Origin of the sequence: Nocardioides sp. Root151, assembly GCF_001427925.1 — a bacterium.
Taxonomy (GTDB): Bacteria; Actinomycetota; Actinomycetes; order Propionibacteriales; family Nocardioidaceae; genus Nocardioides.
Map to the genome: position 1 here is coordinate 1627458 of NZ_LMGG01000001.1, position 26538 is coordinate 1653995.

At 69.4% G+C, this 26538-nt stretch carries 28 protein-coding genes; 10 read left to right on the plus strand and 18 right to left on the minus strand.

Annotation, left to right across the window (positions count from 1 at the left end; genetic code table 11):
• Positions 1 to 109: 109 nt before the first annotated feature.
• Positions 110 to 1549 (minus strand): trimethylamine methyltransferase family protein, encoded by a 1440-nt coding sequence (locus ASD66_RS07750; protein ID WP_056890493.1) that lies wholly within the window; start codon positions 1547 to 1549, stop codon positions 110 to 112.
• 121 nt (positions 1550 to 1670) lie between these two features.
• Between ASD66_RS07750 and ASD66_RS07755 the strand changes: the two genes are divergently transcribed.
• From ASD66_RS07755 to ASD66_RS07775, 5 genes are read left to right on the plus strand one after another with little or no spacing between them, the layout of a single operon-like run.
• Entirely contained in the window at positions 1671 to 2450 is a 780-nt protein-coding gene (locus tag ASD66_RS07755) for an IclR family transcriptional regulator (protein WP_056684334.1), read from the plus strand.
• Positions 2447 to 3142: a corrinoid protein gene (locus ASD66_RS07760; protein WP_200949903.1), complete on the plus strand. Its 696-nt coding sequence runs from the start codon at positions 2447 to 2449 to the stop codon at positions 3140 to 3142. The genes ASD66_RS07755 and ASD66_RS07760 overlap by 4 nt, the downstream gene beginning before the upstream one ends.
• 49 nt (positions 3143 to 3191) lie before the next feature.
• Positions 3192 to 4073, plus strand: coding sequence for a dihydropteroate synthase (locus ASD66_RS07765; RefSeq protein ID WP_056890494.1), 882 nt, complete (start codon positions 3192 to 3194; stop codon positions 4071 to 4073).
• On the plus strand, positions 4070 to 6106 hold the full coding sequence (locus ASD66_RS07770; protein ID WP_200949904.1) for an ASKHA domain-containing protein: 2037 nt from the start codon (positions 4070 to 4072) through the stop codon (positions 6104 to 6106). Before ASD66_RS07765 ends, ASD66_RS07770 begins: the two co-directional genes overlap by 4 nt.
• A complete protein-coding gene (locus ASD66_RS07775) occupies positions 6033 to 6698 on the plus strand; it encodes a DUF1638 domain-containing protein (protein WP_082599365.1) in 666 nt (221 codons plus the stop codon). The genes ASD66_RS07770 and ASD66_RS07775 overlap by 74 nt, the downstream gene beginning before the upstream one ends.
• On the opposite strand, the gene ASD66_RS07780 is transcribed toward ASD66_RS07775, so the two are convergent.
• The 11 genes from ASD66_RS07780 to ASD66_RS07830 form a co-directional block, all read right to left on the minus strand.
• A complete protein-coding gene (locus tag ASD66_RS07780) occupies positions 6695 to 7552 on the minus strand; it encodes a methylenetetrahydrofolate reductase (RefSeq protein WP_056890495.1) in 858 nt (285 codons plus the stop codon). The genes ASD66_RS07775 and ASD66_RS07780 overlap by 4 nt on opposite strands.
• Positions 7553 to 7659: 107 nt before the next feature.
• Positions 7660 to 8250 carry a TetR/AcrR family transcriptional regulator gene (locus ASD66_RS07785; protein WP_056684324.1) on the minus strand — a complete coding sequence of 197 codons (591 nt, stop codon included), beginning with the start codon at positions 8248 to 8250 and terminating at the stop codon, positions 7660 to 7662.
• Positions 8251 to 8273: 23 nt separating this feature from the next.
• Positions 8274 to 8465 carry a ferredoxin gene (locus tag ASD66_RS07790; RefSeq protein WP_056684321.1) on the minus strand — a complete coding sequence of 64 codons (192 nt, stop codon included), beginning with the start codon at positions 8463 to 8465 and terminating at the stop codon, positions 8274 to 8276.
• On the minus strand, positions 8465 to 9922 hold the full coding sequence (locus ASD66_RS25615; protein ID WP_056890496.1) for a fatty acid desaturase: 1458 nt from the start codon (positions 9920 to 9922) through the stop codon (positions 8465 to 8467). The genes ASD66_RS07790 and ASD66_RS25615 overlap by 1 nt, the downstream gene beginning before the upstream one ends.
• Before the next feature lie 217 nt (positions 9923 to 10139).
• The gene (locus ASD66_RS07800; protein WP_056684315.1) at positions 10140 to 10907 is read right to left on the minus strand and encodes an ABC transporter permease; all 768 of its coding nucleotides are present in this window, start codon (positions 10905 to 10907) and stop codon (positions 10140 to 10142) included.
• Positions 10904 to 11929, minus strand: a complete 1026-nt coding sequence (locus tag ASD66_RS07805) for an ATP-binding cassette domain-containing protein (protein WP_056684312.1) — start codon at positions 11927 to 11929, stop codon at positions 10904 to 10906. Before ASD66_RS07805 ends, ASD66_RS07800 begins: the two co-directional genes overlap by 4 nt.
• Positions 11930 to 12090: 161 nt before the next feature.
• Positions 12091 to 12846, minus strand: coding sequence for a maleylpyruvate isomerase N-terminal domain-containing protein (locus tag ASD66_RS07810; RefSeq protein WP_056890497.1), 756 nt, complete (start codon positions 12844 to 12846; stop codon positions 12091 to 12093).
• 39 nt (positions 12847 to 12885) lie between these two features.
• A complete protein-coding gene (locus ASD66_RS07815) occupies positions 12886 to 14868 on the minus strand; it encodes a hypothetical protein (protein WP_056890498.1) in 1983 nt (660 codons plus the stop codon).
• Complete coding sequence (locus ASD66_RS07820; protein ID WP_082599366.1) at positions 14868 to 15290, minus strand: cyclic nucleotide-binding domain-containing protein; 423 nt, start codon at positions 15288 to 15290, stop codon at positions 14868 to 14870. The genes ASD66_RS07815 and ASD66_RS07820 overlap by 1 nt, the downstream gene beginning before the upstream one ends.
• Before the next feature lie 104 nt (positions 15291 to 15394).
• The gene (locus ASD66_RS07825) at positions 15395 to 16039 is read right to left on the minus strand and encodes a PadR family transcriptional regulator (RefSeq protein ID WP_056684306.1); all 645 of its coding nucleotides are present in this window, start codon (positions 16037 to 16039) and stop codon (positions 15395 to 15397) included.
• A 22-nt stretch (positions 16040 to 16061) separates the two neighbouring features.
• The gene (locus ASD66_RS07830) at positions 16062 to 17444 is read right to left on the minus strand and encodes an NAD-dependent malic enzyme (RefSeq protein WP_056684303.1); all 1383 of its coding nucleotides are present in this window, start codon (positions 17442 to 17444) and stop codon (positions 16062 to 16064) included.
• A gap of 107 nt (positions 17445 to 17551) precedes the next feature.
• On the opposite strand from ASD66_RS07830, the gene ASD66_RS07835 reads away from it, so the two are divergent.
• The 3 genes from ASD66_RS07835 (at position 17552) to ASD66_RS07845 (ending at position 21120) form a co-directional block, all read left to right on the plus strand.
• Entirely contained in the window at positions 17552 to 18139 is a 588-nt protein-coding gene (locus ASD66_RS07835; RefSeq protein ID WP_162250999.1) for a TetR/AcrR family transcriptional regulator, read from the plus strand.
• 56 nt (positions 18140 to 18195) lie between these two features.
• The gene (locus ASD66_RS07840; protein ID WP_056684297.1) at positions 18196 to 20565 is read left to right on the plus strand and encodes an MMPL family transporter; all 2370 of its coding nucleotides are present in this window, start codon (positions 18196 to 18198) and stop codon (positions 20563 to 20565) included.
• A gap of 78 nt (positions 20566 to 20643) precedes the next feature.
• The gene (locus ASD66_RS07845) at positions 20644 to 21120 is read left to right on the plus strand and encodes an SRPBCC family protein (protein WP_056684294.1); all 477 of its coding nucleotides are present in this window, start codon (positions 20644 to 20646) and stop codon (positions 21118 to 21120) included.
• On the opposite strand, the gene ASD66_RS07850 is transcribed toward ASD66_RS07845, so the two are convergent.
• Together ASD66_RS07850 and ASD66_RS07855 are read right to left on the minus strand one after the other, a co-directional pair.
• Positions 21117 to 21779: a hypothetical protein gene (locus ASD66_RS07850; protein WP_056890500.1), complete on the minus strand. Its 663-nt coding sequence runs from the start codon at positions 21777 to 21779 to the stop codon at positions 21117 to 21119. The two genes, ASD66_RS07845 and ASD66_RS07850, sit on opposite strands and share 4 nt — an antisense overlap.
• Positions 21780 to 21805: 26 nt before the next feature.
• Positions 21806 to 22408 (minus strand): nitroreductase family protein, encoded by a 603-nt coding sequence (locus ASD66_RS07855; protein WP_056684288.1) that lies wholly within the window; start codon positions 22406 to 22408, stop codon positions 21806 to 21808.
• A 61-nt stretch (positions 22409 to 22469) separates the two neighbouring features.
• Here ASD66_RS07855 and ASD66_RS07860 point away from each other — a divergent pair, with 61 nt between their 5' ends.
• Positions 22470 to 22838 carry a hypothetical protein gene (locus ASD66_RS07860; protein WP_056684285.1) on the plus strand — a complete coding sequence of 123 codons (369 nt, stop codon included), beginning with the start codon at positions 22470 to 22472 and terminating at the stop codon, positions 22836 to 22838.
• Positions 22832 to 23224 carry a hypothetical protein gene (locus ASD66_RS07865; protein ID WP_056684282.1) on the plus strand — a complete coding sequence of 131 codons (393 nt, stop codon included), beginning with the start codon at positions 22832 to 22834 and terminating at the stop codon, positions 23222 to 23224. Before ASD66_RS07860 ends, ASD66_RS07865 begins: the two co-directional genes overlap by 7 nt.
• Here the strand turns inward: ASD66_RS07865 and ASD66_RS07870 are convergent.
• The 4 genes from ASD66_RS07870 to ASD66_RS07885 form a co-directional block, all read right to left on the minus strand.
• Positions 23175 to 23615 (minus strand): VanZ family protein, encoded by a 441-nt coding sequence (locus tag ASD66_RS07870; RefSeq protein WP_056890501.1) that lies wholly within the window; start codon positions 23613 to 23615, stop codon positions 23175 to 23177. The genes ASD66_RS07865 and ASD66_RS07870 overlap by 50 nt on opposite strands.
• 34 nt (positions 23616 to 23649) lie before the next feature.
• Positions 23650 to 24945 carry a hypothetical protein gene (locus tag ASD66_RS07875; protein WP_056890502.1) on the minus strand — a complete coding sequence of 432 codons (1296 nt, stop codon included), beginning with the start codon at positions 24943 to 24945 and terminating at the stop codon, positions 23650 to 23652.
• Positions 24942 to 25454, minus strand: a complete 513-nt coding sequence (locus ASD66_RS07880) for a SigE family RNA polymerase sigma factor (RefSeq protein WP_056890503.1) — start codon at positions 25452 to 25454, stop codon at positions 24942 to 24944. The genes ASD66_RS07875 and ASD66_RS07880 overlap by 4 nt, the downstream gene beginning before the upstream one ends.
• A gap of 161 nt (positions 25455 to 25615) precedes the next feature.
• Positions 25616 to 26446: an alpha/beta fold hydrolase gene (locus ASD66_RS07885; protein WP_056684270.1), complete on the minus strand. Its 831-nt coding sequence runs from the start codon at positions 26444 to 26446 to the stop codon at positions 25616 to 25618.
• Positions 26447 to 26538: the final 92 nt, after the last annotated feature.

The window sequence follows — 26538 nt, forward strand, 5'->3', positions numbered from 1 at the left end:
GTGTTCACTTGGACATACAGTTCAGCCCGACGTGCCGTTGTCCGAGCGCGAGCGGGCGGGCACGTTCGCGAACTGCATGTTCAAGTGAACATCGTGAGGTGGCAGAGAGTCAGTCGCCGAGCTCCTTGCGGCGGCGGGTCACGAACTCCTCCAGCTCCAGGCGTACGCCGTCGTCGAGCGCCGGCGGCTCGAACTCCTCGAGCTTGGTGCGGTAGATGTTTCCCGCACGCGCCGCGGTGTCGAGTCCGCCGCCTCGAGTCCAGCGCTCGAAGTTCTCCGACGAGGAGAGCATCGGTCGGTAGAAGCAGGTGCGGAAGCGTTCCATGGTGTGCTGCGCGCCCAGGAAGTGGCCGCCGTGGCCGACCTCCTTGTGGGCGTCGAAGGCCAGCGACGCCTCGTCGATCTCGAGCGGGGTGAACTCCGCCTCGAGCATCTGCAGGATCTCGGTGTCGATGATGAACTTCTCGTACCCCGAGACCAGGCCACCCTCCAGCCAGCCGGCCGCGTGCATCACCCAGTTCGCCCCGGCCAGGAAGGTCGGCAGCATGGTCATCAGCGCCTCGTAGCCGGACTGCGCATCGGGGACCTGGGAGGAGGTCAGCCCGCCACCGGTGCGGAAGGGCAGCCCGAAGTGGCGGGCGATCTGGCCGGTGCACAGCAGCCCGATCCCGGACTCCGGCGTGCCGAAGGTCGGTGAGCCGGACTGCATGTCGATGTTCGAGAGGAACGACCCGAAGACCACGGGTGTCCCCGGCCGGATCAGCTGGGCCAGCGCGATGCCGGAGAGCGCCTCGGCGATCTGCTGCACCAGCGCCGCGGGCACCGTCACCGGCGACATCGCCCCCATCAGCAGGAAGGGCGTGAGGATCACCGGCTGACCGGCCGCGACGTACTCGAACATCGACTCCAGCATCCGGTCGTCCCAGTGCAGTGGCGAGTTGCAGTTGATCAGCGAGATCGTGGCCGGCGTCTTCTCGATCGCCTCCCGCGAGCCGAAGACGATGTCGCACATCGACAACACGTCACGGGCGTTGACCGCCGAGACGACGTTGCCCATGAACACCTTGTCGGTCTCGGTGAGCAGGGCCAGCGTCATGTCGAGGTGTCGACTGTCGAGCGGAGTGTCGTTGGGTTCGCAGATCACTCCGCCGGCGGAGTCGAGCACCGGGAACGTCTGCGCCAACCGGCTGAAGTTTCGGAAGTCGGCCATCGTGGCGTCACGGCGCATCTCTCCCTCACGGACGAAGGGCGGGCCGTAGACGGCGGCGAACGCCATCGCGTCGCCACCGATGTGGACGGTGTTGTCCGGGTTGCGGGCCTGTACGTCGAACTCGGCCGGCGCCTTGGCCACCTGGGCCAACACGAACTCCGGATCGAGGAAGACGGTGTTCTCCTCGACCTTCTGGCCTGCAGCGCGAAAGAGCTCCAGTGCCCGCGCGTCCATGAACTCCACACCGATCTCGGAGAGGATGCGTCGCCACCCGCCGTCGAGGGTGGACATCGCATCGGCCGACAGCACTTCGTAGCGCGGCATGCGGTTCCGGAACATGCGTCCTCCTGTGTCGCTCTTGACCTGCCCTTGTCGAGATCCTAACCTCATAATATGGATCAGTGGTTCCATAATGTGGAACACTCGGAAACCGATCCAGTCGACCGCGAGAAAGGCACAAGTGAGCAACACCGGCAGTGAGCCCGTCACCGGAACCCAGGCCCTCGACCGTGCGGCCGCGTTGATCCGCACCGTGGTGAAGGCCGACGAGCCGCTGAGCTTCGTCGACCTCTTCGAGGAGTGCGGCCTCCCGAAGTCGACCACCTCACGCCTGCTGACGGCCCTCCAGCGCACGGAGCTGCTCGAGCGCACTGCCGACGGCTCCTACGTCGCCGGCCCGCTGTTCTGGCTCTACGCCACCCGGCACGATCCCTGGGAGGAGCTGGTCCGACTGGCCCGGCCGACCATGCAGAAGGTCGGAAAGGACAGCCTCGAGACCGTCAACCTCGCGGTGACGCGCGGTGACCGCGTGGTCCAGGTCGCCCAGGTCGACACGGCCTACATGCTCGGCACCCGTGACTGGACCGAGGTCGAGGTGCCGGCGCACTGCTCGGCTCTGGGCAAGATCCTCTTCACCCACGGCGTCCTCGACCTTCCGTCCGGCCCCCTCGACCAGCTCACGGAGCACACCGTCGCCGACGTCGACGGCCTGCGCCGCCACCTCGACCAGGCGCGTCGGCGCGGCTACGCGACCACGGTCGACGAGCTGGAGATCGGTCTCACCGGCGTGGCCGCCCCCGTGCGTGGCGCCGACGGCACGGTGATCGCCGCGCTCGGCATCTCGGGCCCCACCCAACGGCTGCAAGGCCGGCTCGATGACGTCGGGCGCACCCTGATCGACCGGGCGGACCAGCTCTCCGTGCTGCTCCGACGGCGAACCCGAAAGGAGGGGGTGGCATGACCTCCCCGAAGCTGACCTCCCCAGAACTGACTCCCGAAGAGATCCTGCAGGGCCTCTACGACGACACCCTCGTCGGCAACGCCCCGCATGTCCTCGAACTCACCCATCAGGGCCTCGCGCTCCAGATGGAGCCACAGACCCTGCTCTTCGACGCGCTGATCCCCTCGCTCGAGGAGGTCGGTGCCCGGTTCGAGCGCGGGGACTTCTTCGTCCCCGAGATGCTGATCGCCGGCCGGGCCATGGCCGGGGCCATGGAGGTGCTGCGACCCCTGCTCGCCGAGACCGGCGCAGAGACCATCGGCAAGTTCCTCATGGGCACCGTCAAGGGCGATGTGCACGACATCGGCAAGAACCTCGTCAACATCATGCTCGAGGGGGCCGGCTTCGAGGTGATCGACCTCGGTGTCCAGGTCGCTCCCGAGAAGTTCGTCGCCGCCATCGAGGAGCATCAGCCCGACATCGTGGGGTTCTCCGCGTTCCTCACCACCACGATGCCGATGTTCAAGGCCAACATGAACGCCCTGGAGAAGTCCGGCGTGCGCGACAGCGTGATCGTGATGGTCGGCGGCGCGCCGGTGACCCAGGAGTACGCCGACGCGGTGGGCGCCGACGGCTACGCTCCCGACGCGTCGGCGTGCGTGAAGAAGGCGAAGGCACTGATCAAGGAACGGCGCGCCAAGGTGCCGGCATGAACACCCCAGCCAAATCCTCGCTGCGCTGCGGTTTGCCCAGGGACCCCGCATGAGCGCGCCCGCGGAGCCTCTCGAGACGGTCCTGCGGTCGGCGAGCCGCGAGGTCGTGATCGGCCACGGGCGCCGGTTCTGCCTGATCGGGGAACGGATCAACCCGACCGGTCGCCGCATCTTCCAGGAGCAGCTGCGGGCCGGCGACCTGTCCGCGATCGAACGCGACGTCCACGCCCAGGTGGCAGGCGGGGCCGACGTGCTCGACATCAACATGGGGGTGCCGCTGACGGACGAGGCCGACCTGCTCGTGCGGGCGATCCGCATGGTGCAGGGCCTCACCGACCTGCCGGTCTGCATCGACTCCAGTGTGGTCGAGGCCCTCGAGGCCGGGCTGGCGGCGTACGACGGCAGGGCGCTGGTCAACTCCGTCACCGCTGAGGACGAGCGTCTCGAGCAGATCCTGCCGCTGGTGAAGAAGCACGACGCCGCCGTCATCGCCTTGCCCAACGACGAGCACGAGATCCCGATGGAGGTGGAGAGGCGGCTCGAGCTGACCGAGAAGATCATCCGGGTCGCCACCACCGAGTACGGCATCGCCGCCGCCGACATCGTCATCGATCCGTTGGCGATGCCGATCGGCGCCGACACCTCCACGCTTTTGACCACGTTGGAGACCATGCGCCGGATCCGGCACGACTTCGGCGTCAACATGACGTGTGGCGCCTCCAACGTCTCGTTCGGCATGCCCGACCGGCACACCCTTGGTGCTGCCTTCCTGCCGATGGCCATGGTCTCCGGGTTGACCAGCGCCATCATGGATGCCCGCGCACCCCAGATCGTCGACGCCGTCAAGGCGGCCGACCTGCTCCTCGACCACGACGAGTGGGGCTCAGCCTGGATCGCCGTACACCGCGCGAGGAGGGACGAGTCGGCGTGATCCGGGCAGAGGGTGAGTCCGAGGTGGCCCTCGATCCGGGCGTGCCCGACGGCCAGGAGCTGCCTCCCGACGCGGAGCCCCCGGAGGTCTCCGTCATGGAGATCCACCGCGAGGGGCTGCTCGAGGCGCCCGGGGCCGACGCCCCGCCGCACGACGGACTCGGTCGGGTGACGCTCTCGTTCACCGTCGACACCGGTCCGGAGAGTCCCGCCGCGCAACGCTCGGTCCGGGTGCCGCCGGGGGTCAGTGTCTTCGACTCCGCGTCGTGGAACGGGATCGCCGTCGACTCGACCTGCGGCGGCCACGGCACCTGCCACAAGTGCCGAGTACGCGTCGAGGGTGCCACGCCGGTGACCCGCCACGACGTACGCACCTTCACCCCGGATCAGCTCGACGAGGGATGGCGACTCGCCTGCCTGGTGCCGGCCACGCGCGACCTCGAGGTCTTCGTGCCGCCGTTGACCACCCGCCCCAAGGCCGCCACCGTCGGCGTCGGACGCCAGGTGATCCTCCGACCGGCCGTGCAGAAGCGGTACGTCGAGCTCGAGGAGCCGACCCTCGCCGACCAGCGCAGCGACATCGTGCGGCTGCTCGACGCGATCACCGACCTGGTGCCGTCCCCCGACCTGCACGTGCTGCGCCGACTGCCCGGCGTGCTCCGCGCCGCCGACTTCAAGGTGACCGCGGTGATCGTCGACGAGGCGCTCGTCGAGGTCGAGCCCGGCGACACCACCGGGCAACGTCACGCGATCGCGTTCGACCTCGGCACGACCACGGTGGTCGCCACGCTTCTCGACCTGACCACCGGCACCCCCGTCGCCGTGGCCTCCATGCTCAACAAGCAGCAGCCCTTCGGCGGCGACGTGATCAGCAGGATCAGCGCCACGATGATGGACGACCGTGCGCTGGCCCGGTTGCAGGACGCCGCCGGAGCCACCCTGGCCGAGCTCGCCGAGCAGGTCTGCCGCGAGGGTGGGGTGGCCGCGGAGTCGGTCTACGAGGTCGCCGTGGCCGGCAACGCCACGATGGTCGCCCTGGCACTCGGGATCGACCCCGAGCCCATCGGCGTCGCTCCCTTCGTGATGACCACGGCACTGCCACCCACCGTGCTGGCGGCAGAGCTCGGCCTCTCGCTGCATCCGCGGGCCCGAGCCGTCATGTTCCCCGCGCTCGGGGCGTACGTCGGGGGCGACATCGTCTCCGGCATGCTCGCCACCGGCATGGATCGTGACAAGCGGACCCGCCTCTTCATCGACGTCGGCACCAACTGCGAGATCGTGCTGAGCGACGGCGACACGATCGTGGCCACCGCGGCCCCGGCGGGGCCGGCATTCGAGGGCGGCGCCATCCGCTGCGGCATGCGCGCCGCCGACGGCGCCATCGAGGTGGTGAGGCTGCACCCCGAGGCAGGGGCGACCGACCCGGTCGAGCTGCAGGTCATCGGCGACGTGGCCCCCCGCGGTCTCTGCGGGTCCGGCCTCGTCGATGCGGTGGCCGAGCTGGTGCGGGTCGGGCTCCTCGACGACTCCGGCCGCTTCATTCCCGACGAGGCCGCGGCCGACGTCGCTCCGGGCCTGGTCGACCGGTTGACCCGCATCGGCGAAGAACGCGTGTTCGTGCTGCACCGGCCCACGCCCGACGCCGACCCGGCCGACTGCGTCGTGCTCTCCCAGCGCGACGTCCGCGAGCTGCAGTTCGCCAAGGCCGCGATCTCCACGGGGTGGTCGCTCCTGCTCGACGAGCTCGGTCTCGAGCACCGCGACGTACAACAGGTCCTGCTCGCGGGCTCGTTCGGCAGCTACCTCTCCCCCGCGGCCGCCGTACGCATCGGCCTCGTGCCCTCGTTGCCGCTGCTGCGGATCGTCTCGGCGGGCAATGTCGCCGGCGAGGGCGCCAAGATGGCGCTGCTCTCCCTGCCGGAGCGGGCCGGCGCCCTGACCCTGGTGGAGGAGGTGACCTATGTCGAGCTCTCCGACCGCCCCGACTTCAACGACCGCTTCGTCGAGCACCTCGGCTTCGCCAAGGGCTCCTGACGGACGCACGGTCCTGATCGCGTGCGGCGCCCTCGCCCAGCCGGCCGCGCAGATCGCCGACCGTCGAGGATGGCCCCTCGACATACACCCGCTTCCGCCGCTCCTGCACAACCAGCCGCACCTCATCGCCGACCAGGTGCGCACCCTGGCCCTTGAGCTGCGGGCCCGCGGCGCCCGCGTGGCAGTGGGGTACGCCGACTGCGGCACGTACGGCGCCCTCGACGAGGTGTGTGCCGAGCTCGGGCTCGAGCGGCTGCCGGGACTGCACTGCTACGACGTCTTCGGGGGAGCCTCGAGGATCGAGGAGTTCTTCTCCGAGCAGCCCGGCACCTACGTGCTGACCGACTTCCTCGTGCGATCGTTCGAGCGCAGCGTCGTGCGAGAGCTCGGCCTCGATCGCCACCCCGAGCTGCGCGACGACTACTTCGGCAGCTACACCCGCGTCGTCTGGCTCGCCCAGGAGCCTGATGACGAGCTGTACGCGCTCGCCGCCGAGGCCGCCGCCAGGATCGGGCTGCCACTGACCGTCGTACCCACCGGCCTGTCCGGCCTCGAAGGCGCACTTGCCGCGCTGCTCGGTAGCGGCAGCTAGAGGCGCTGCAACAGGTCGGTGCGCCACGCCTCGGTCTCCGCGATCTGGTTGAACGTGAAGACGTGCAGCCCTTCGACGAACGCGGTGGGGGCGCCCAGCGCCGGGGCGCACCTGGCCAGGAACCGCTCGCCGGTGAACCCGCCGGGGGCGGCCAGACGAGCGAACGTGCCCTTGTGCTTGGCCAGGAACCGGGTCGACTCACCGACCCCGATGCGGGTCGCCATGCCCAGCAGCTTGGTGCGGTCGACGGGTCCGGGCATCCCGAGCAGCAACGGCATGGTGATGCCGCGCTTCCGCATGCGTTCGAGCCACACCTTGATGACGGCCGGATCAAAGGTGAGGTTGCTGACGATGTGCGTGGCGTGCCGGCGCTTGTCCCACATGGCCTGCACGGTCATGTCGTCACTGATCTGCGGGTGCGACTCGGGGTAGCCGGTGATCCCGACGTGGGCGAACGGCCGCCCCAACGCGACGAGGTCCTCCAGCAGCGACAGGGCATCGGGGTAGTCGCCGGCCGGCTCGGCGTCACCACCAGGGACGAAGACACGGGTGATGCCGCCGGAGGTCAGCCGGTCGCAGATCTCCGCGAGCTCACCGCGGCCGCTGACCATGCGCGCTGCCAGGTGGGGTACGACGGCGTACCCATGGCCGGTCAGCCGCTCCGCCAGGTCGAAGGTCGCGCCCAGGCCCTTGCTCGGCGATGCGGTCACGGTGATCATCCGGTCGAGTGGAACGTTCTCGACGACCTTCTGCTCGGTCGATTCGGTCGGCAGGACCTCGTACCTCGCTTGCTCGAGCAGACGACGCATCGTCTGGTTCCGAGTCTTTCCCCCCACGTCCAACTTGTTGCGCATCGTGCACCTTGATTTCGTCATACGCACCACGGTGGACTCAGCGTAGACCCGCGGACCGGCCCGGAACAGGGGTCGGCACCGACCACTTTGCGACGACGTGGCGGAGGTCAGGGGCGCAGCACGCGCTCGGCGATCCACGACACGTCGTCGGCGGTCTCCGCGGGTGTGGCCGAGGGTTGCATCACGTGGCTGAGGACCACGCGGACGACCATGTCGATGGCCGCCTCGAGCCTGGCCGGCGAGATGGCAATCTCGAAGGGTTCGACGCGCTCGTGCACCACCAGCTTGGCCACCCCGAGCAGAGACTGCGAGTGCGTGGTCAGCAGCGGCAGCAGCTCGGTGTCGGCGCCATGGGTGGCGGAGACGACCGCATGGAGCAGGGGGTTTCCCTCGGCGAACTCGAGCACTGCCTGCGACGCACCCCGGATCGCCGCCACGAGGTCCGTCGGGTTCTCGTCGAACGCCCGGTTGACCAGGTCGAGGAACCGGGCCAGCTCGCCCAGGATCATCGCCTCGGCGAGGGCCGGCTTGGTGCCGATCTCGTTGTAGACCGTCTGCCTGCTGACCCCGGCCGCGTCGGCGAGCTTCGACATGGTCACCCAGGCCCACCCGTGCTGCGTGGTGAGCTCGGCAGCCTTGTCGACGATCCGGTCGCGCGTGGTGACCGGCTCGTCGTCGAGGTCGGTGACGGACGCCATGCGTCCATCGTAGGTAAGCGTGGTCAACCGGCCAGCGTCAGGGCCAGCACCGGGCACGAGTTCACCGCCGCGGTGAGCTCCTTGCGGTGCTCCTCCCCCGGGTTCTCGTCGAGCACGTGCATGACGTCGTCGTCATCGACCTCGAAGAACTCGTGCGCCATCGCCTCGCACATGCCGAGACCCTCGCACTTGTCGCGGTCCACCTCGATGCGCATCAGACGGCCGGCTTGTCGATCGGGACGAAGTCGATCTTCTCGCGCACCCCGCAGTCGGGGCAGCACCAGTCGTCGGGGATGTCGGCCCACGCCGTACCGGCGGCGAAGCCCTCGTGCTCGTCACCGGCGTCGACGTCGTAGACGTAGTCACAACCGGGGCACCGCGCGGCCAGGACCTCCTCGGCCAGGAGCACCTGGAGGGCAGCGGCCTCGTCGTCACGGGCCTGGCGGTCGGCCTTCGCGGCGTCGATCGCGACGCCGTACCGGGCCAGGATCTTCTCGCGCTTGCCGGGCTGGAGGTTGGCCAGCGTCAGGTCGCCGTCGAAGTGGGCGATGACGCGGGGGTCCATCACTCGTCGCCAGACCGGCGGGAGGAGCGCGAGCACGATCATGCCGGCGTACCCGGTCGGAAGCACCGGGGACTCCTCGAAGTCACGCAGCGTCTGGTAGCGGCGGGTCGGGTTCGCGTGGTGGTCGCTGTGCCGCTGCAGGTGGTAGAGCAGCACGTTGGTGGCGATGTTGTTGGAGTTCCAGCTGTGCGACGGGGCGACCCGCTCATAGCGCTCCTTGCCGGGCTTGCCGACCCTCTGGCGCAGCATGCCGTAGTGCTCCATGTAGTTGACGACCTCGAGAAGGCTGAAGCCGACGACGGCCTGCAGCACCAGGAACGGCAGGATCTCCCAGCCGAGCCAGATGGTCAGGCCACCCCACAGGACGGCGGTCATCAGCCAGGCGTTGAGCACGTCGTTGCCGAGGCGGAACGGGTGCTTGTCCTTGCGGGCGTAGCGCCTCTTCTCGAGGTTCCACGCGCTCTTCAGCGAGCCGCCGACGGTGCGCGGCCAGAACCGGTAGAAGGTCTCGCCCATCCGGCTGCTGGCGGGGTCCTCGGGCGTGGCGACGCGCACGTGGTGACCGCGGTTGTGCTCGATGTAGAAGTGTCCGTAGGCCACCTGGGCCAGCGCGATCTTGGAGAGCCAACGCTCGTTGGCCTCCTTCTTGTGGCCGAGCTCGTGGGCGGTGTTGATGCCGATGCCGCCGATGCAGCCGATGGAGACCGCGATGCCGACCTTCTGCCACAGCGTCATCGGGTCGTCGAGCAGTCCGAAGAGCGTGCTGCCGCTGACCAGCATCATCGCGCCGACGAAGCCGACGTACTGGATCGGCAGGAACAGGTAGGTGATCCACCGGTAGTACTTGTCGTTCTCGAGCTGCTCGATCACGTCGTCCGGCGGGTTCGACCGGTCTAGACCGGTGAGCAGGTCGATCGCCGGCACGACGACGAGGATGATGATCGGGCCGAGCCACAGGATCGGGGTGAACTCGGTCAGCGTGAAGATGCCGATCGCAACCAGGGCCAGGGAGGGCACGACCAGGCCGATCAGCCAGAGGTGGCGCTTCTTGTCGCGCCACACCTCGGTGGATCCGTCGGGAACCGTTCCTGCTGTCCTGATCGCCATGGCGAGCCTCCTCGTAAGGGACGCCGTGGTCGAATGTGTCGTGTGATCGGCGTCGCTTTACAAAACAGGATGCTTTGTACAGTGCGATCTGTCAACCCTCACGCCTCGTCGACCCGTCGCCAGTTCTGACTGACCTGTCGCCAGTTCTGCCCGGGAGCGCGGAACTGGCGACAGGTCGATCAAAGCTCACGACGGGTCGATCGGAACTGGCGACAGGTCAGGCGTTCTCCTTGCGGAACACGTTGGTGCCCCACCAGAGCGCGAGCACGAACAGCAGCGCCGCCCAGCCCACACCCCAGGCCATGGCCGAGGTGCCGAGGTCGCCGACGAACGTGTCGCGCACGGCGTCGGTGATCCAGCGGAACGGCATGAAGTCGCTGATCCGCTCGAGCCACGACGGGCCGAGCGTCATCGGCAGCATGATTCCGGAGAGCAGCAGCACCGGCATCATGATCATGTTGATCAGCGGCGCCATGACGTCTTCGCTCTTGGTGGTCAGGGCCAGCGCGTTGGACGCCGCCGCACAGGCGCCACCCACACAGAGGGTGAGCACGACGCCCACGACCACTCCGGCGAACGGTGCCCGCATGCCCATCCAGAAGCCGAGGCCGATCAGGATCAGCGCCTGCACCAGCAGCTGCAGCAGGTCACGCATCAGGCGGCCGACGAGCAGCGCCGTACGGCTGGCCGGGGTGACGCGCTCCGCCTCGACGACGCCCTCACGCCACTCGGCGATCAGGCCGAAGCCGGCGAAGAACGCCCCGAACATGCCCAGCTGCACCAGCAGGCCGGGCACCAGGAACGTGTAGGGATTGTCGGTGGGCAGGTCGAACTGCGCGACCAGCGGCTTGAGCAACGGGCCGAACAGCACGAGGTAGAGCACCGGCTGGAGCACGCCGATCAGCACCCACGCGGGGTTGCGCAGGTTCATGCGGATCTGGCGGCGGAAGACGATGAACGACTCACGCCAGAACAACGGGGTCATCGGGTTGCTCCTTCGAGCTCGTCGGTGGACTCGCCGTCGGCGGCGCCGGCGGCATCGGATGCGGCATCGGCGTCACGCAGCGAACGGCCGGTCAGGGTGAGGAACACGTCGTCGAGCGTCGGACGGTGCACCTCGATGGAGTCGAGGGCGACACCGCCGGAGTCGAGGTCGCGCAGCAGGCCGGGCACGACCCGGCCGGCGCGCTCGACGCGTCCGCGGACGTGTCGTCCCTCGACCTCGACACCCTGGGCGATCGAGCCGAGCTTGTCGCGCGCGACGGCGATCTGCTCGTCGCCGGCCACCTCGAGGTCGACCAGGTCACCGGAGACCTGCGCCTTGAGGTTGTCGGAGGTGTCACTGGCCACGATGCGGCCCTTGTCGATGATGACGATCCGGTCGGCCAGGTGGTCGGCCTCGTCGAGGTAGTGCGTCGTGAGGAAGACCGTGACTCCCTGCTTGGCCCGCAGCCCGGCGATGTGCTCCCAAAGGTTCGCCCGCGCCTGCGGGTCGAGGCCGGTGGTCGGCTCGTCGAGGAAGACCAGGTTCGGCTCGTGGATCAGGCCCATCGCGATGTCGAGACGGCGCTTCTGGCCACCCGACATGTTCTTGGGCATGCGGCGCCACAGGCCCGGCAGGTCGAGCTGCTCGAAGAGCTCCTTGCCCTTGCGCTCGGCGTCGCGCCGCGACATGCCGTAGAGCATGCCGTGGTCCATCACCTCGTCGCCGGCGATCGCACTGGAGAACGTGGAACCCGCCTGCGAGACGTAGCCGATGCTGCGGCGTACGTCCTGGGACTGGGTGACCACGTCGTAGCCGGCCACTGTGGCAGTGCCCGCGGTCGGCTTGAGCAGCGTGGTCAGCATGCGCAGCGTGGTGGTCTTGCCCGCGCCGTTGGGGCCGAGGAAACCGACGACCTCGCCCTCGGCCACGTCGATGTCCACGCCGTCGACCGCATGGACCTCCGTCTTCTTCTTGCCCTGACCCGTCATGAAGGTCTGCACGAGTCCCCGTGCATGAATCATCCGATGCTCCCTAGATCCAGGTTCAAACGCTGTGTTCAAGTTTGAACAGCGACAGTGTTCAAGATTGAACACCCCGTCGTCAAGTTGCTTTCGTGGGCGCCGGGCGCGCCGAGCTCGCCCCACCGCGAATCAGACCACCTGCCACCGACAAACTCATCGGTTCACCAGCTGATCTGTGCCCCGTCGCGCCACATGTCGGCGAAGGACTCGAGGGCGGTGATCTCGTCGGAGCGGTTCCACAGCGTCAGGTAGAGCGCCACCGGCGACCCGGCGAGGACCACGTCGCCGTCCGCGTCCGGCGTACGCGTGGTCACGGCGGGGTCGGCGCTGACCGCGACCTGCCAGCCCACCGCGCTGCCCTCGGGGCGTACGACGATCGTCAGCGGCTCGTCACTGCGCAGCCGGGACGTCGTGCGGGTCAGGAAACCGGTCAGCAGCTCGTCGATGCCGTCGAGTGCGACCTCGTCGGTGATCCAGGTGTCGGCGGCCCTGGGCTGGCGGCCGAGCGCCGCGGAGAGCGCGTCGACCGCATGCATCGTCGTCTCGTGGCACTGGCGCCGGGCCCAGAACCGCCGGGCCGGGGGCGCGTCGTTGAGGAAGACCAGCGCCTCGAGGTCGTCGGGCGCCTCGGTGATCGCCTGGGCCAGCTCGATCGCCCCGTCACGCAGCCACTCGAGCGGGTCGGGAGCTGACTGACCCTCTCGCTGGTAGCGGTCGGGATCGGCCGGCTCGCCCCTCAGGATCGCGGCCGCCCAGCGGTGCACCATGCCCTGGTGCGCGACCAGGCGTCGGACGGTCCAGTCGGGCGTGGTGGGTACGGCGGCACGCAGGCCGGCGCGATCGGCGTACCGCACGAAGGACACCAGTGCAGTGCGCAGCCCTTCGAGGTGTTGCGGCAGGGAGAGATCGGTGGCCATGCACCAAGCGTGGCACGTCGACGACCGGACCACCTGCCATTAAATCGGCGTCAGGTGCACCCAGCGTGCGGTCTCGGCGATCGTCGGATCCGGATCGTCGACCCACGGTTGCGCCAACTCGGCAGCGTCGGCACCGAGCACGCCCGGCGCGGCGTAGAGGCCGCAGGCTCGAAGCCAGGGCTCGTCCCAGGTGCCGTCCGGATCGGTCACGAGGTCGCGGACATGCTCGGCCGCCGAGCGGCACGATCCCGGGCCGTGCCCTTCCAGCGCTCGACGACGCGCCAGGTCGTCGAGCGTCGGATCCACGAGCGCGAGTGCCAGAGGGGCGACACCGCGACCACAGGTGACCTCGAGCATCTCCAGGGCCAGACCACGCACGTGCTCGACAGGTGAGGCCAGCGCCGACACGGCCCGGACCACTTCCTCGTGCCCGTGCGCGAGGGCAAGCAGGTCCGTGGCCTGTCGGGCCGATCCGGCGATCTCGTCGCGCAGGGCGCTGCGCAGAGGAGCCGTCCCGCGGGAATCGTCGAGGGTGCCCAACACCTCGAGCAGCATCGCCACCCGCTCCGCCTCGACGACCAGGGCCCCGTGCACGTCGTGCGCCGGCCCGGCCGGCATCTCGACCTGGGTCATCCCCCACTCCCCACGCGTGTCGCTCAGCGCGGTCAGCCCGACCTCGACGTCGCGTGGGTCATTGCTGGCGAGCAGCCGGTCCACGGCGGCCTGCTGGGCCGCGTCGCGGATCCGCAACGGCACCGGCACCCACGGGGGCCGCGCGAGCAGCCGGCGCAGCCCGGCGCCGTACTGCCGATGGGCCCAGACCGCCAGGCCCAACCAGGCCAGCGACATCATCAGGGCCACGACCTCGACCACCAGGATGTCGAACCCCAGTGCCCGGTTCAGGAGGAGGAATCCCCCCACCAGGCCCAGGGCCACGGGTACGCCGGCCGCCTCAATGCCGGTCTGGGCACGGAGTCGCTCGGCCATCGGCATGGCCTGGTACGTCGCGTTGATCGAGGTGCGGGTCATCCCGTCGGTGAGCGCGATGTCGGCCACCTGCTGGGCACAGACCACGACGAAGAACAGGGTGGACCCCGTGCCGGACCCGAGGCCCAGCACGGTGCCGGCGGCCACCAGGACGACCACGGCGCCGGGGTTGGCGGCCAGGCCCAGGGCGACTCCCCATCGGGTGAGCAGCCGTCCCGCGAGCAGCGCCACGAAGAGGACCGCCGCGAAGTTGATGATTGCCCCGAACACGCCCTGGAAGCGCGCCAGGTCGGACGGGTCCGGGAATCGCGCGGCGGCCCGCTCCCAGACCAGGTAGTCGAGCAGCTGGGTGACCGCCGCGGACAGCACTTGGTAGCCGAACACCACTAGCACCAGGCGGTTCCCCAGCAGTGCCCGGAGCGCCGGCCGGCCGGTGGCCGCACCGGGCAGCGGGTCCGGTGTGGCTCGCAGCTCCGCGGGGAAGCGACGCGCGGTCTCGACCACCAGGCCGAGCAGGCACACCCCGACGACGGCATCGATGCCGAGCAGGGGCACCGGCCCGCCGAGCGGTTCGACCAGTGCTGCTGCCGCCAGCCCTCCGATGCCGAAGCCGAGCGAGAACCCGCCCATCACCCTCGGCAAGTGCGCCTTCATCTGGCGTACGTCGAGCAGTCGACCGGACTGGGCGCCGACCAGCATGAAGCCCAGCGGGATGATCAGTGGAAAGAGCACGAGCAGGGGGAAGGTGACCCACAGTCCCTCCGACATCCCGAGCACGGTCCAGGCTGCGGTGACCATCACGACGTACGTCGCCAGGACGGTCACGGCGAGCGAGGCCAGGCTGAGCCGGTTCTGGGCGCGCCGCATCGCCATCGACACCGCAACCCCGGCGGCCGCGACCGCGAGATAGGCGAACGGCAGCGCGTCCGCGCCGTACCGAGCCAGGAACAGGGCACTGGCCGGCACCACGAGGAATGCCACCATCGCGCCGAGCGCGGTGGTCTGACCCGTCAGCAGGGCCAGCCGGGTCCTCATCAGCCGGGCGAGCCCTGGTGGTTCTCGCGCAGGCGACCCACCAGTTCCGCGATCACGCCAAGGGCCACCTCGGGTCGGGTCCGAACCGCCTCGTCGAAGGCAGGCTTGCTGAGCCGGAAGGCGAGCACCGGCGTGAGGGCGGTGACCGTCGCGGAACGGGGTCGGGGATCGAGCACCGCCAGCTCGCCGACCACCGATCCGGGCCCGAGCTCCACCCGGCGGTCGGGGCGAACCACGTCGACGTTGCCGTTCACGATGACGAAGAGCCAGTCCTCGATGTCTCCGACCCGGATCAGCACCTCGCCGGGGAGGAACTCCACCTCATCGAGCACCGAAGCCACACCGGCGAGCACGCGATCCGGTGTGGCGGAGAACAGGGAGACGTGGCGGAGGTGGGCCACCCGCTCCACGGTCAGGAGCATGACCGATGGTAGGACTGCGGCGATGCCCGCGTGAGAGGAACGGCGAAAGTTACCCTGTTGAGGCCGGTACAAGCCACGCGACGCGTGGTGAGGAGCGCGTCAGGTCAGCGCCCGAGAAGCGCGCGATATTTCTCCCGGTCGACGTTCATCTGCCAGCCCGGATCGTCGGACGGCGGCTCCCAGCCCCAGTCGTCACCCTGCTCGAACTTGAGGGCGCCGGACTCGATGTCGCGCAGCGTCGAGGTGAGCCAGGCCAGCTCGGTCGCCACCGAGTCGCGCCACAGGAGCATCGAGCGGAACGCATGCGGTGGGCCGTACTCCGGTCCGACGTGCCGCGGCGACGGGAAGCCGTCGAGGGTCTCCTGCAGCACGCGCTTGCGGCGGCCCAGGCTGTGCACGACCTGCGCACGGTCGAGCAGCGGCAGCATCGAGAAGGCGGTGTGGAAGGCGACCCGGTCGTAGGGGTCGACCTCCTCCAGCGCCCTGATCTGCAGCTGCAGCAGCTCGGCGCGACCCTTGGTGGTCATCTCGTAGACCGCCACCTCACGCGTGCCGTCGCGGAGGTCGTGGCGCTTCAGGTGGCCCTGCCGGGTCAGCGTGGTCAGGCCGTTGTAGATCGAGCCCGGGTTGACGTGGGCCCACTTGTCGATCTCCCACGAGACCAGCTCGCGGCGGATCTGGTAGCCGTTGATCGGCTCGAACATCGCCACTGCCCCCAACAGCAGCATGCGTGTCTCGGACCCGGCCATGGGGCGAGTGTAGGGCGTGCGGTCAGGCCATCGGCTTGCCGCTGATCGCGGCGGCGACGGCCTTGGGCACGTCGGGGTGGAACACGCTCGGGATGATGAACGACGGGTGCAGCTCGTCGTCCTTGACCACGTGGGCGATCGCCTCGGCGGCGCGCAGCAGCATGTCGATGGTGACCTCGCTGGCCCGTGCGTCGAGCAGTCCGCGGAAGACGCCGGGGAAGGCCAGCACGTTGTTGATCTGGTTCGGGTAGTCGGAGCGGCCCGAGGCCACCACGGCGGCGTACTTCGCGGCCTCGGCCGGGTCGACCTCCGGGTCGGGGTTGGCCAGCGCGAACACGATGGAGCCGTCGTTCATGGTCTTGATCCACTCGGGCTGCAACACGCCCGGTCCCGAGACCCCGATGAACACGTCGGCGCCGTCGAGCGCGGCCTGGAGGTCGCCGCGCCGCAGGTTGGGGTTCGTGCGTGCCGCCAGGTCTGCCTTGGCCGGGGAGAGGGCCGTGTCGTCGCGACAGAGCACGCCCTCGCGGTCCCACACGCTCACGTCGACCGCGCCGCCGGCCAGCAGGAGCGAGACGATCGCGGAGCCGGCCGCTCCTCCGCCGGCCACCACGATGCGTACGTCGGCCAGGTTCTTCTCCACCACGCGCAGCGCATTCATGAGGGCCGCGAGCACGACGATCGCCGTACCGTGCTGGTCGTCGTGGAAGACCGGGATGTCGAGCGACTCGCGCAGCCGGGCCTCGATCTCGAAGCAGCGGGGTGCCGCGATGTCCTCGAGGTTGATGCCGCCGAACCCGGGGGCGATCATCTCGACGGCCTTGACGATCTCGTCGACGTCCTGGCTGGCGAGGCAGATCGGCCAGGCGTCGATGTTGGCGAACTTCTTGAACAGCGCCGCCTTGCCCTCCATCACCGGCAGCGCCGCTCCGGGGCCGATGTTGCCCAGGCCCAGCACCGCGGAGCCGTCGGTGACCACGGCGACCGAGTTGCCCTTGATGGTCAGGCGCGACACGTCCTCGGGGTTCTCCGCGATCGCCATGGAGACGCGGCCGACGCCGGGCGTGTAGGCCATCGACAGGTCGTCGCGGGTCTTGAGCGGCACCTTGGAGGTGACCTCTATCTTGCCGCCGAGGTGGATCAGGAAGGTGCGGTCGGAGACCTTGTGCACCTCGACGCCGGCGATCGCCTTGACCACCGCGACGAGCTCGAGGGAGTGCGCCTCGTCGGCGGCGGAGCAGGTCACGTCGACCACGAGGCGGTCGTGGCTGGACTCCGCGACGTCGATGGCGGTGACGATGCCACCGGCCTTCGCCAGCTCGGTGGCGACGGTGCCCACCACGCCATGGTCGGGGGCCGTGTGAAGGCGCATGGTGATCGAGTACGACGACGCGGTGGCTGCCATGTGGCAACCCTCCACCCGGGCGCGGGTTACCAGCAAGTCGGCTCGGGTGCGGAGGGTCACACGCGCCGGAATTGCACTCTGTCCAGGAAAGTGCAAAACTGCACTCTGTGAACGAAAGTGCAACTTCCCCACGCAAGGTGACCACCGGTCACCGGATCACCGTCTGCGCGCAGCAGCTCACCGACGCGCACGGCTTCGACGGCTTCACGATGGACGAGCTGGCCGAGGCCGCGGGCGTCTCCCGCCGCACCCTGTTCAACTACTTCCCGGGCAAGATCGACGCCGTCCTGGGCAACATGCCGGCCCTCCCCGAGGACCTTCTCGAAGAGTTCACCGAGGGTGGCCCCGGAGGCAACCTGGTCGATGACCTGTGCTCGATCCTCGTGCACATGGTCAGCACCAAGGAGTTCACCCGCGACGAGGCCGAGGTGGCCCGCCGCGTGGTGAAGGCCAACCCCCGCCTGATGGCCGCGGCCCACGAGCGCTTCGAGGGCATGGCCGACAAGTTCGCCGCCCTGATCGTCCAACGTGAGGGTGAGGACTTCGGCACCCGTCGCGCCCACCTGCTGATCTCGATGGTCGCGTGCCTCTACGGCGTGGCGCTCAACGACGTACTCGCCAACGACGCCGACGGGCTCGCCCTCGACGTCGCGTTCGTGGAAGCCCTCTCCACGCTGCGCGCCCTGCTCGCCTGAGCAGAGACTCTCTTCCCAATCTCGTCCCGAAACACCGACCACAGGAGCCACCACCCATGGCAACGCTGCTCTATCGACTCGGCAAGACCGCCTACCGGCGGTGGCCGATCTTCCTCGCCGCCTGGCTGATCGCCATGGTGGGCGTGGCTGGTTTCGCCGCCACCATGTCCAAGCCCATGACCGACGCCTTCTCCATCCCGGGCATCCCCTCGGAGAAGGCCGCCGACCTCCAGAAGAAGCTGTTCCCCGACGCGGTCGACGCGTTCGACCAGGCCAGCGTCAACGTCGTGGTCGCCGCGCCCGAGGGCCACACCCTCGAGGAGAAGAAGTACGCCGACGCGGTCGACGCACTGGTCGCCGACCTCGCCGACAACCCGCAGATGCCCGACGCGAAGAGCCCCACCGCGCCGGTGAACCCGGTCGCCGCGATGGCCGGCCAGCGGCAGCAGATGATCGACGCCGCCGTCGAGGGTGGCGCGACGAAGGCGGAGGCCGTCAAGAGCACCGACGCCCAGATCGAGGGCATGGCCACGATGCTGCCGACCAGCGAGGACGGACGCGTCGGCGTGATCACCTTCGACTTCGACGTCGAGACCCCGATGGACGTCAAGGTCGACTCCCAGGACGCGGTCAAGGACTCGATGGACAAGGCCCGTGACTCCGGCCTGACCGTCGAGGCCAACGGCGCCGGCATGAGCTCGATGGCCCCGCCCGGCGGCGCCTCCGAGCTGATCGGCATCGGCCTGGCCCTGCTCGTGCTGATCCTGACCTTCGGCTCCCTCGTGGGCGCCGGCCTCCCGATCATCACCGCCGTCCTCGGTGTCGGCCTGGGGATGACCGGCATCACCGCGATGACCGCGTTCATGGACATCGGCTCCTCGACCCCGATGCTGGCCACGATGATCGGCCTCGCCGTCGGCATCGACTACGCCCTGTTCATCCTGGCCCGCTATCGAACCGAGCTGCACCACACCGAAGACCGTGAGGAAGCGGTCGGCGTCTCGGTGGGCACTGCCGGCTCGGCCGTCGTGTTCGCCGGCCTGACCGTGCTGATCGCGCTCGCCGCCCTCGCCGTCGTGGGCATCCCGTTCCTGACCGCCATGGGTCTGGCCGCGGCCGGCACCGTCTTCATCGCCGTGATGGTCGCGTTGACCCTGCTGCCGGCCGTGCTCGGCCTGCTCAAGTCGAAGGCCTTCGGTGGCCGGGTCCGCAAGTACAACCCCACGCGCGACGCCGACGGCAAGATCCTCAACAACGGTGTCCGCTGGGCCCGCCTGGTCGGCAAGCGTCCGGTCGCCGTGGTGCTGCTCGTGGTCGTGGCACTGGGTGCGCTGGCGATCCCGCTGAAGAACCTGCACCTCGCGTTCCCGACCGACAGCACCTCCTCGACCGACACCACGCAGCGCAAGGCCTCCGACCTGCTCACCGACAACTTCGGTCCGGGCCGTGAGGCGCCGATGCTGCTGGTCGTCGACGCGAGTGACGTCGCCTCCGAGGGTCGCCAGAAGGCGTTCGCCGACGTGGCCGAATGGGCCAGGAAGGTGGGCGGCGACGAGGTCGTCAACGCCTCGGTCGCCCAGGTCAACGAGACCGGCACCGGCGCGATGGTGATGGTCATCCCGGCCTCCGGACCCGATGACGTCGCCACCGAGAACCTGCTCGCCGACCTGCGCGACGGGCAGTCCGACATCGAGGCCGAGACGGGTACGACGACCGGCGTGACCGGCCTGACCGCGATCACCGCCGACGTGTCCGAGCGCCTTGCCGACGCACTGCCGGTCTACCTGGCCGTGGTCATCGGTCTCGCGTTCATCCTGCTGATGCTGGTCTTCCGCTCCATCCTCGTGCCGCTCACCGCCACCCTGGGCTTCCTGCTCTCGGTGCTGGCCACCCTCGGTGCGACGGTCGCGGTCTTCCAGGAGGGCGCGTTCGGGCTCATGGAGGGCCAGCCGATCGTGAGCTTCATGCCGATCTTCCTGATCGGCGTGGTCTTCGGGCTGGCGATGGACTACCAGGTCTTCCTGGTCACCCGCATCCGTGAGGCCCACGTGCACGGCGCCGACCCGCGCGAGTCCGTCATCGACGGCTTCCGCAACTCGGCCCGCGTCGTGGCCGCGGCCGCGGTGATCATGACCGCCGTGTTCGCCGCGTTCATGCTGCAGGACGACCCGATCATCAAGTCGATGGGCTTCGCGCTCGCCGTCGCGGTCATCTTCGACGCGTTCGTCGTACGCATGACGCTGATCCCGGCGGTGATGTACCTGCTCGGCGAGAAGGCCTGGTACCTCCCCAAGTGGCTCGACCGGATCCTGCCGAACGTGGACGTCGAGGGTGAGAACCTGCACCGTCCGCACCTCGCCGAGGGCACCGACGCCGGCATCGCCTCCGATGACGACGACGAGGACCGCGAGCTGGTCGACGCCTGACCTGCGTCGTACGACGAGGGCCGGCTCCGCGCACCACGCGCGGGGTCGGCCCTCCGTCGTCCCGGTAGCCTCGGCGTCATGCCCCAGGTGACCGCGAGCGTGACCGTGCCCTGCGATCCGGACACCGCGTTCGCGGTCTCCCAGACCACCGGCAAGCTGCGCCTGTCGTGGGACCCGTTCATCCGCGAGCAGCACTTCCTGCACGGCGCCACCGCACCCGACAAGGGCGTGCAGACGCTCACGAAGGCGCGGGTCGGGCCCACGATGATCAGCCAGTACTCCTCCTACCGGCCGCCGACGAGCGTCGGCATGACGATGGTGAAGGGCCCGTGGTTCTTCGCGAACTTCGGCGGCGGCTGGCGGTTCAAGCCGTCGGCGGACGGCGGCACGGAGGCGACCTGGAAGTACACCTACTCGATCCGGCCCGGCTGGCTGCGCTTCGTCGCCGAGCCGATCGGCCAGTGGCTGCTCGGCCGCGAGATCAGGGCCCGGATCAACGCGTTCGCCAAGGCCTGCGCGGACCCGGCGGTGCTGGCCGCCGTACGACCCGACTAACGCGGTGGGACCTTGCGACCGTGGGCCTCGGCGGGCTGCTGATGGCCCACCGGGTTGGCGAAACCGGCCAGGATCACCTTCACCCGCTTGCCCCCACTGACCAGCACCACGTGGTCATCCTCGATCTCGAGCACGTCGCCGCGCACCAAGACGTGGCCGCCCTCGAGCTCCTCGATGAGATCGCCCGGCTTGCACCGCGCCACGTCACGGGTGGCCACGAGCTCGAGCACGTCGTGGCGGCGTACCCACAGCATCAGCGCGAACATCCCGAGGATGGCGAGGTCCGCGAGGAGGGTCAGGACCAGGCCCACGTTGCCCGGCGGCACGTTGCCGGCCGCGCGGTTCGCCGACGGGTGGCCGACCAGGTAGGTCACCTCGATGCGGTCGGTCTCCTTCGCGGTCTGCCAGGTCGCGCGGGTCACCTCCTCCGCGTAGTCGTGTCGCTCGGGGTCGACGTCCCCGGGCAGCGTGAAGGTGACGAAGTAGCGCTTGGTGTCCCCGCTGCCGATCTCCTCGACCTTGTCCACGCTGGCCTGCGTGACCTGTCCGTCGGTGTCGAGCCGGTGGTTGGTCCACCAGAGGTGGCCGATCGGCAGGTTGACGAGGAAGAGGAGGACGACGACCGCGACGATCGGCCAGAACCGCTTGGTCTTCGGCATCCGGCCATTCAACTACAGGCCGAGTGCTACAGCCCCGCGCCCGCGCCCCACGACCCGGCGAAGACGAAGTCGTCCATCGGCTTGCGGACCCGTGGCCGCTCGTCGCGCTCGGCGAGCACCGGGTCGGCGGCCCGCGGGTCGCCGTACGCACCGATCGCGAGGGCCGTGGTCACCCGCCAGTGCGGGGGTACGCCGAACTCCCGGGCCACCGCGTCGTGGCCGAAGCCGGCGAACTGGTGCACGGTGAGGCCCAGCAGCTCGGCCTCGACGGTGAGCATGGCGACCGACTGGCCGAGGTCGTACATCGCGTAGTCGGAGAAGGTCAACGCATCGTCCTCGGGACCCGATGCCGCCTGATGGGCAGAGACGAGCACGGCGCTCGCGTGCGGCACCCACGAGGTGTTGCCGGCCGAGAGGTGCGGCAGGAACCGTCGGTGCGTCTCGTCGCCACGTCGCCCGACCAGGAACGCCCACGGTTGGCTGTTGCCGGCACTCGGGGACCACTGGGCGGCTCGCATCAGCCTGGCCAGGTCCTCGTCGGCGAGCACGTGGCCGGGGTCGTAGACGCGGGTGCTTCGCCGGTTGCGCAACAGGTCGGACAGGTCACCTTGTCTCACCGCGGTGTTCATGTCCCTTGCCAACGCGCGCACCGGGCCGACGATTCCCGCCCGGCACCGATACGCTCAGCCCGTGTCCTGGCTCCTCACTTCCGTCGTCGCGGTCTACCTGCTGGTGATCGCAGCACTCGCCGTCGGCGCGGCCGCATCGCCGACGATGGCACCCCTCGAGCCGATCGCCCGACTCGGCATGAAGATCGCCCAGGGCGCGATCGCGATCGTGGTGCTCTTCGCCGCAATCGCGTTGCTGCGTGGGCATGATCCCGACGAGCTGTGGATCTCGGTGGGCTACGGAGTCGCCGCCCTCGGCGTCCCGGTGCTGTTGCTCAATCGGCAGCCCGACCCCTCCGGTGCGCCGGTCGAGCCGCCCCACCTCTATGTGATCGCCGTCGCCGCGGTGACGTCGATGGTGCTGGTCATCAGGCTGCAGCAGACATGGTGAGGTCGCCCGGGCGGCAACTGTTGGTCGCGGTCTACGCGGTGTTCGCCGTCGCCGCCGGCGCGCGCTCCGCCGTACAGCTCGCCACGAAGTTCGACGAGGCGCCGGTCGCCTACCTGCTCTCGGCCCTGGCCGCGCTGATCTACGTCGTGGCCACGGTGGCGCTGCGCTACCGGGGGCCGCGCGCCACGCACGTGGCCGTGACCGCGTGCTCGATCGAGCTGGCCGGAGTGCTCGGCGTGGGCGCGCTCAGCGTCGCCGACCCCGACCTCTTCCCGGACGCGACCGTATGGTCCGACTTCGGCATCGGCTACGGCTTCGTGCCACTCGTGCTGCCGGTCATCGGCCTGTGGTGGCTGTGGCGGTACGGCGACCACGCCGCAACCTGACCGCGATCCATCGGAGCACCACGCCCACGGCCACGCCCGCCAGCGCACCGATCGTGTTGGCGACGAGGTCGGTCGAGGTGCCGTCGCGGTCGGGCAACGCGACCGTCTGCACGACCTCGATCAACACGCTCACGCCAACTCCCACGACGATCCAGAGCAGCGCGGAGGTTCGTCGCCAGATGAGCATGCCGAGCAGGGTGAGCGGCACGAAGAGCACGACGTTCAGGATGAACTCGACCATCGACGCCGTGATCGACGTGATGTCGCGCGCCTGGAGCTCGTCGACGATCCGCGCGATCGCGTCGGCCGGGGCGTCCGGCTGAGGCCAGAGCACCAGGTACGCCGCAGCTCCCAGGTAGACCGCGAGGGCGGCCAGCAGAGCACGGCGCATGGGCACACCTTCTCAGGTGGGCCCATGCCGTCGGTCACGAACGGGGCAGGAAGAACCAGAAGTCGGTGCCGGGGTCGACGTCGGTGGCCCGCTCGAGGTCGCCGTCCAGACCCAGGCGCAGCAGCGCTCCGGGGTGCGGCTCGGCATCGGTACCGGCGAACACGTAGGCATTTACCAGCAGCGAGTCGTCGTCCTCCCAGACCACGTCGCCGTAGCCGAGGCCGTGCTCGTCGTGCAGGTTGATCTGGGTGACCACCTCCCCGGTGGCGGCGTCGAGAATCGCGATCGGCTGCGGGTCCGGGGAGTTGGACTCGTAGGCGATCAGGTGGGTGCCGTCGGGGCTGAACCGACCCAGGCGCCACCCGTCCTTGTGCCAGATCTCCTCCCCGGTGGTGCCGTCGACGACCCGGCCGGTCAGGCCGTCGCCGGGGGCCTGCCCGGCGATGCGGTTGTTGATCTGGTCGGTGCCGGACGCGGAGCCCAACGTGTCGATGTCACGCACGTTGTCGGTGAAGTCGGCCACCTTCACCGTCGGGCCGACCCCCTCGACGGTCGGTTGGAAGACCAGCTCACCGACGCCGACGTACCCGACCGGGAGGACGTACGACGCCTTGCCGGTCTCCTGGACGGCGCCGTCGCCCTCACCCATGCCGCTGGCGCCGGCCGAGTGCAGCTCGCCGACCTTGTCCTTCTGGTTCCACGTCCACCACGCGAGCTGGGTGCCGTCGTTGCTGACCACGAGTGATCCGGCAGCCTCGGTGGCGCTGACCTCGGTGCCCTGCGCGTCGAACTGGCGCAGGGTCACGTCGCCGTTGATGCCCTCGTTGTCGGCGGTGCCCACCAGCCAACCGCCGTGGTACCCAGCCGCAGTGATGATGCTGGCTTGGGTCTGCGGAAGGGGGAGCGTGCTGCCGTCGGCGACGTGCACCGTGTTCTCGTAGACGTAGTCGACGCCGGGAGCATCGCCCGCGGGCAGGTCCTCCAGGGCCTGGGTGGCCGCGGCCTTGTCGTCAGCCAGTTGTGCGCCGCCCTTGTCGGAACCCTTGCCCGAGCCCTTGTCGGGTGACTCCGACGCGTCGGGCACCTGGGAGGTGCCGTCGGCCGGGCCCGGCTCGGAGCCGCGGTCATCGCCCTGGTTGAGCGCCAGGGTGGTCGGCACCGCGATCACGGCGAGTACGGCGGCCGCGGCCACCCCGGTGCCGATCCGGCGGCGACGGCGGATGCCACGCGCCTGCTTCTCCATGGCGCCGAAGTCGAGCCGGGAGTCGGCCATCACGTCGCTGCTGCTCGACAGTGCGCTGTGCAGCTTGTCGTTCCCGTGGTTGTTCATGAGTGCTCCTCGAGCTGAAACTCCGGACCGACGAGGGTGCGGAGGGTGGCCATCGCCCGACTGGCCTGCGACTTGACGGTTCCGGGGCTGATCTCGAGGGTCTCCGCGATCTCGGCCTCGGAGAGGTCCTCGTAGTAGCGCAGCACGATCACGGCCCGCTGCCGCGCCGGCAGCTGCTGCACGGCGGACCACAGCCCGGCCGCCTCGACGGGGTCGCCCACCTGGTCGACGTACCCGCTCTCGGGCAGCTCCTCGGTGACGTGCTCGCGCTTCTTCCACGGCCGCCGCCACAGCGAGTTGTTCTCGTTGATGATGATACGCCGCATGTAGGCGTCGACGTTGCCGCGGGCATGCACCCGGTCCCACACCAGGTAGAGCTTTGCCGCCGCGGTCTGGACGAGGTCCTCCGCGGTCTGCTTGTCACCGGCGACCAGGAACGCGGTGCGGAACAGCACGCCCTGGCGGGCGGTCATCCATTCCGTGAACTCCTCGTCCCTTGACGATGGCATCGTCGCTCCCCTGCCCTGCCGTGCCCGCGTCTGTGCGCCATGGCCTGTTGCCATTGTCGAGTGCATGTCCACCTCCTGCACTCACCACACGCAGGCAGCCACGATCAGGTTGCACGTCGGCTCGACGCAGCGACTCGAGCAGCGAGTGATCGGGCGGGGCCTCACTGCTCCAGGAAGTGCAGCAGCGACCGGTTGAACTCGTCGGCGTGGCTCACGTTCAGGCCGTGCGGCCCGCCTTCGACCAGGACCAGCTCACTGTTCTCGATGGCCTCGTGGGTGCGCTTCCCGGAACCCTCGAAGGGAACGATGGCGTCCTTGTCCCCGTGGATCACGAGCGTGGGGACGGTGACCTTCTTCAGGTCCTCGCGGAAGTCGGTGCCTCCGAAGGCGTCCATGCACCCCAGCGCGGCGTCCTGGTCGGACTTCGCACACAGCGCCAGGGCCTGCTCTCGCTGGTCGTCGCTCACCTTGAGCTCCCCGTCGACCGAGTAGAACTGGTCGACGAAGCCCGGGAAGAACTCGTCGCGGCTGCTCTCCAGGGAGGCCCGCATCTCGGCCGCGGCCTCCTCGGTCAACGGACCGTCCGGGTTGTCGTCGGTCTTGAGCAGGTACGGCGGGACGGCGGCCGCGAACACCACGCTGTGCAGCCGGTCCTCACCGTGGGAGGCGACGTAACGCGCCACCTCTCCCCCACCCATCGAGAAGCCGACCAGGGTGACGTCCTGGAGGTCCAGGTCCTTGAGCACGTTGTCCAGGTCGCCGGCCAGGCGGTCGTAGTCGTAACCGTCACCGGGACCGGACTCCCCGAAGCCGCGGCGGTCATAGGTCACGACGCGGTAGCCGGCAGAGCGCAGTGGTTCCAGCTGCTCCGCCCAGGACGCTCCGGAGAGCGGCCACCCGTGGATCAGCACCACCGGGCGCCCGTCACCGCCGGAGTCGACGACATGCAGGTTGCCCTGGTCCGTGCTCTGTTCGTTGTCCTCGGTGCTCATCGGCTTCCCTTCACGATTGCGGGCGGGTCACCCCGGCGGTACCCATCGACGTACGGGATGCACCCTGCTGCGCGCACGGCCCGACCGGCGCG

Coding starts and splice junctions, on each gene's coding strand:
- ASD66_RS07875 (WP_056890502.1), bottom strand. CDS start 24,945: ATGAACAACCACGGGAACGACAAGCTGCACAGCGCACTGTCGAGCAGC.
- ASD66_RS07840 (WP_056684297.1), top strand. CDS start 18,196: ATGGCAACGCTGCTCTATCGACTCGGCAAGACCGCCTACCGGCGGTGG.
- ASD66_RS07790 (WP_056684321.1), bottom strand. CDS start 8,465: ATGCGCATCGAGGTGGACCGCGACAAGTGCGAGGGTCTCGGCATGTGC.
- ASD66_RS07760 (WP_200949903.1), top strand. CDS start 2,447: ATGACCTCCCCGAAGCTGACCTCCCCAGAACTGACTCCCGAAGAGATC.
- ASD66_RS07800 (WP_056684315.1), bottom strand. CDS start 10,907: ATGACCCCGTTGTTCTGGCGTGAGTCGTTCATCGTCTTCCGCCGCCAG.
- ASD66_RS07870 (WP_056890501.1), bottom strand. CDS start 23,615: ATGCGCCGTGCTCTGCTGGCCGCCCTCGCGGTCTACCTGGGAGCTGCG.
- ASD66_RS07775 (WP_082599365.1), top strand. CDS start 6,033: ATGTCGAGCTCTCCGACCGCCCCGACTTCAACGACCGCTTCGTCGAGC.
- ASD66_RS25615 (WP_056890496.1), bottom strand. CDS start 9,922: ATGGCGATCAGGACAGCAGGAACGGTTCCCGACGGATCCACCGAGGTG.
- ASD66_RS07810 (WP_056890497.1), bottom strand. CDS start 12,846: ATGGCCACCGATCTCTCCCTGCCGCAACACCTCGAAGGGCTGCGCACT.
- ASD66_RS07825 (WP_056684306.1), bottom strand. CDS start 16,039: ATGGCCGGGTCCGAGACACGCATGCTGCTGTTGGGGGCAGTGGCGATG.
- ASD66_RS07865 (WP_056684282.1), top strand. CDS start 22,832: ATGGTGAGGTCGCCCGGGCGGCAACTGTTGGTCGCGGTCTACGCGGTG.
- ASD66_RS07765 (WP_056890494.1), top strand. CDS start 3,192: ATGAGCGCGCCCGCGGAGCCTCTCGAGACGGTCCTGCGGTCGGCGAGC.
- ASD66_RS07845 (WP_056684294.1), top strand. CDS start 20,644: ATGCCCCAGGTGACCGCGAGCGTGACCGTGCCCTGCGATCCGGACACC.
- ASD66_RS07780 (WP_056890495.1), bottom strand. CDS start 7,552: ATGCGCAACAAGTTGGACGTGGGGGGAAAGACTCGGAACCAGACGATG.
- ASD66_RS07785 (WP_056684324.1), bottom strand. CDS start 8,250: ATGGCGTCCGTCACCGACCTCGACGACGAGCCGGTCACCACGCGCGAC.
- ASD66_RS07880 (WP_056890503.1), bottom strand. CDS start 25,454: ATGCCATCGTCAAGGGACGAGGAGTTCACGGAATGGATGACCGCCCGC.
- ASD66_RS07750 (WP_056890493.1), bottom strand. CDS start 1,549: ATGTTCCGGAACCGCATGCCGCGCTACGAAGTGCTGTCGGCCGATGCG.
- ASD66_RS07815 (WP_056890498.1), bottom strand. CDS start 14,868: ATGAGGACCCGGCTGGCCCTGCTGACGGGTCAGACCACCGCGCTCGGC.
- ASD66_RS07820 (WP_082599366.1), bottom strand. CDS start 15,290: ATGCTCCTGACCGTGGAGCGGGTGGCCCACCTCCGCCACGTCTCCCTG.
- ASD66_RS07850 (WP_056890500.1), bottom strand. CDS start 21,779: ATGCCGAAGACCAAGCGGTTCTGGCCGATCGTCGCGGTCGTCGTCCTC.
- ASD66_RS07885 (WP_056684270.1), bottom strand. CDS start 26,446: ATGAGCACCGAGGACAACGAACAGAGCACGGACCAGGGCAACCTGCAT.
- ASD66_RS07805 (WP_056684312.1), bottom strand. CDS start 11,929: ATGATTCATGCACGGGGACTCGTGCAGACCTTCATGACGGGTCAGGGC.
- ASD66_RS07830 (WP_056684303.1), bottom strand. CDS start 17,444: ATGGCAGCCACCGCGTCGTCGTACTCGATCACCATGCGCCTTCACACG.
- ASD66_RS07855 (WP_056684288.1), bottom strand. CDS start 22,408: ATGAACACCGCGGTGAGACAAGGTGACCTGTCCGACCTGTTGCGCAAC.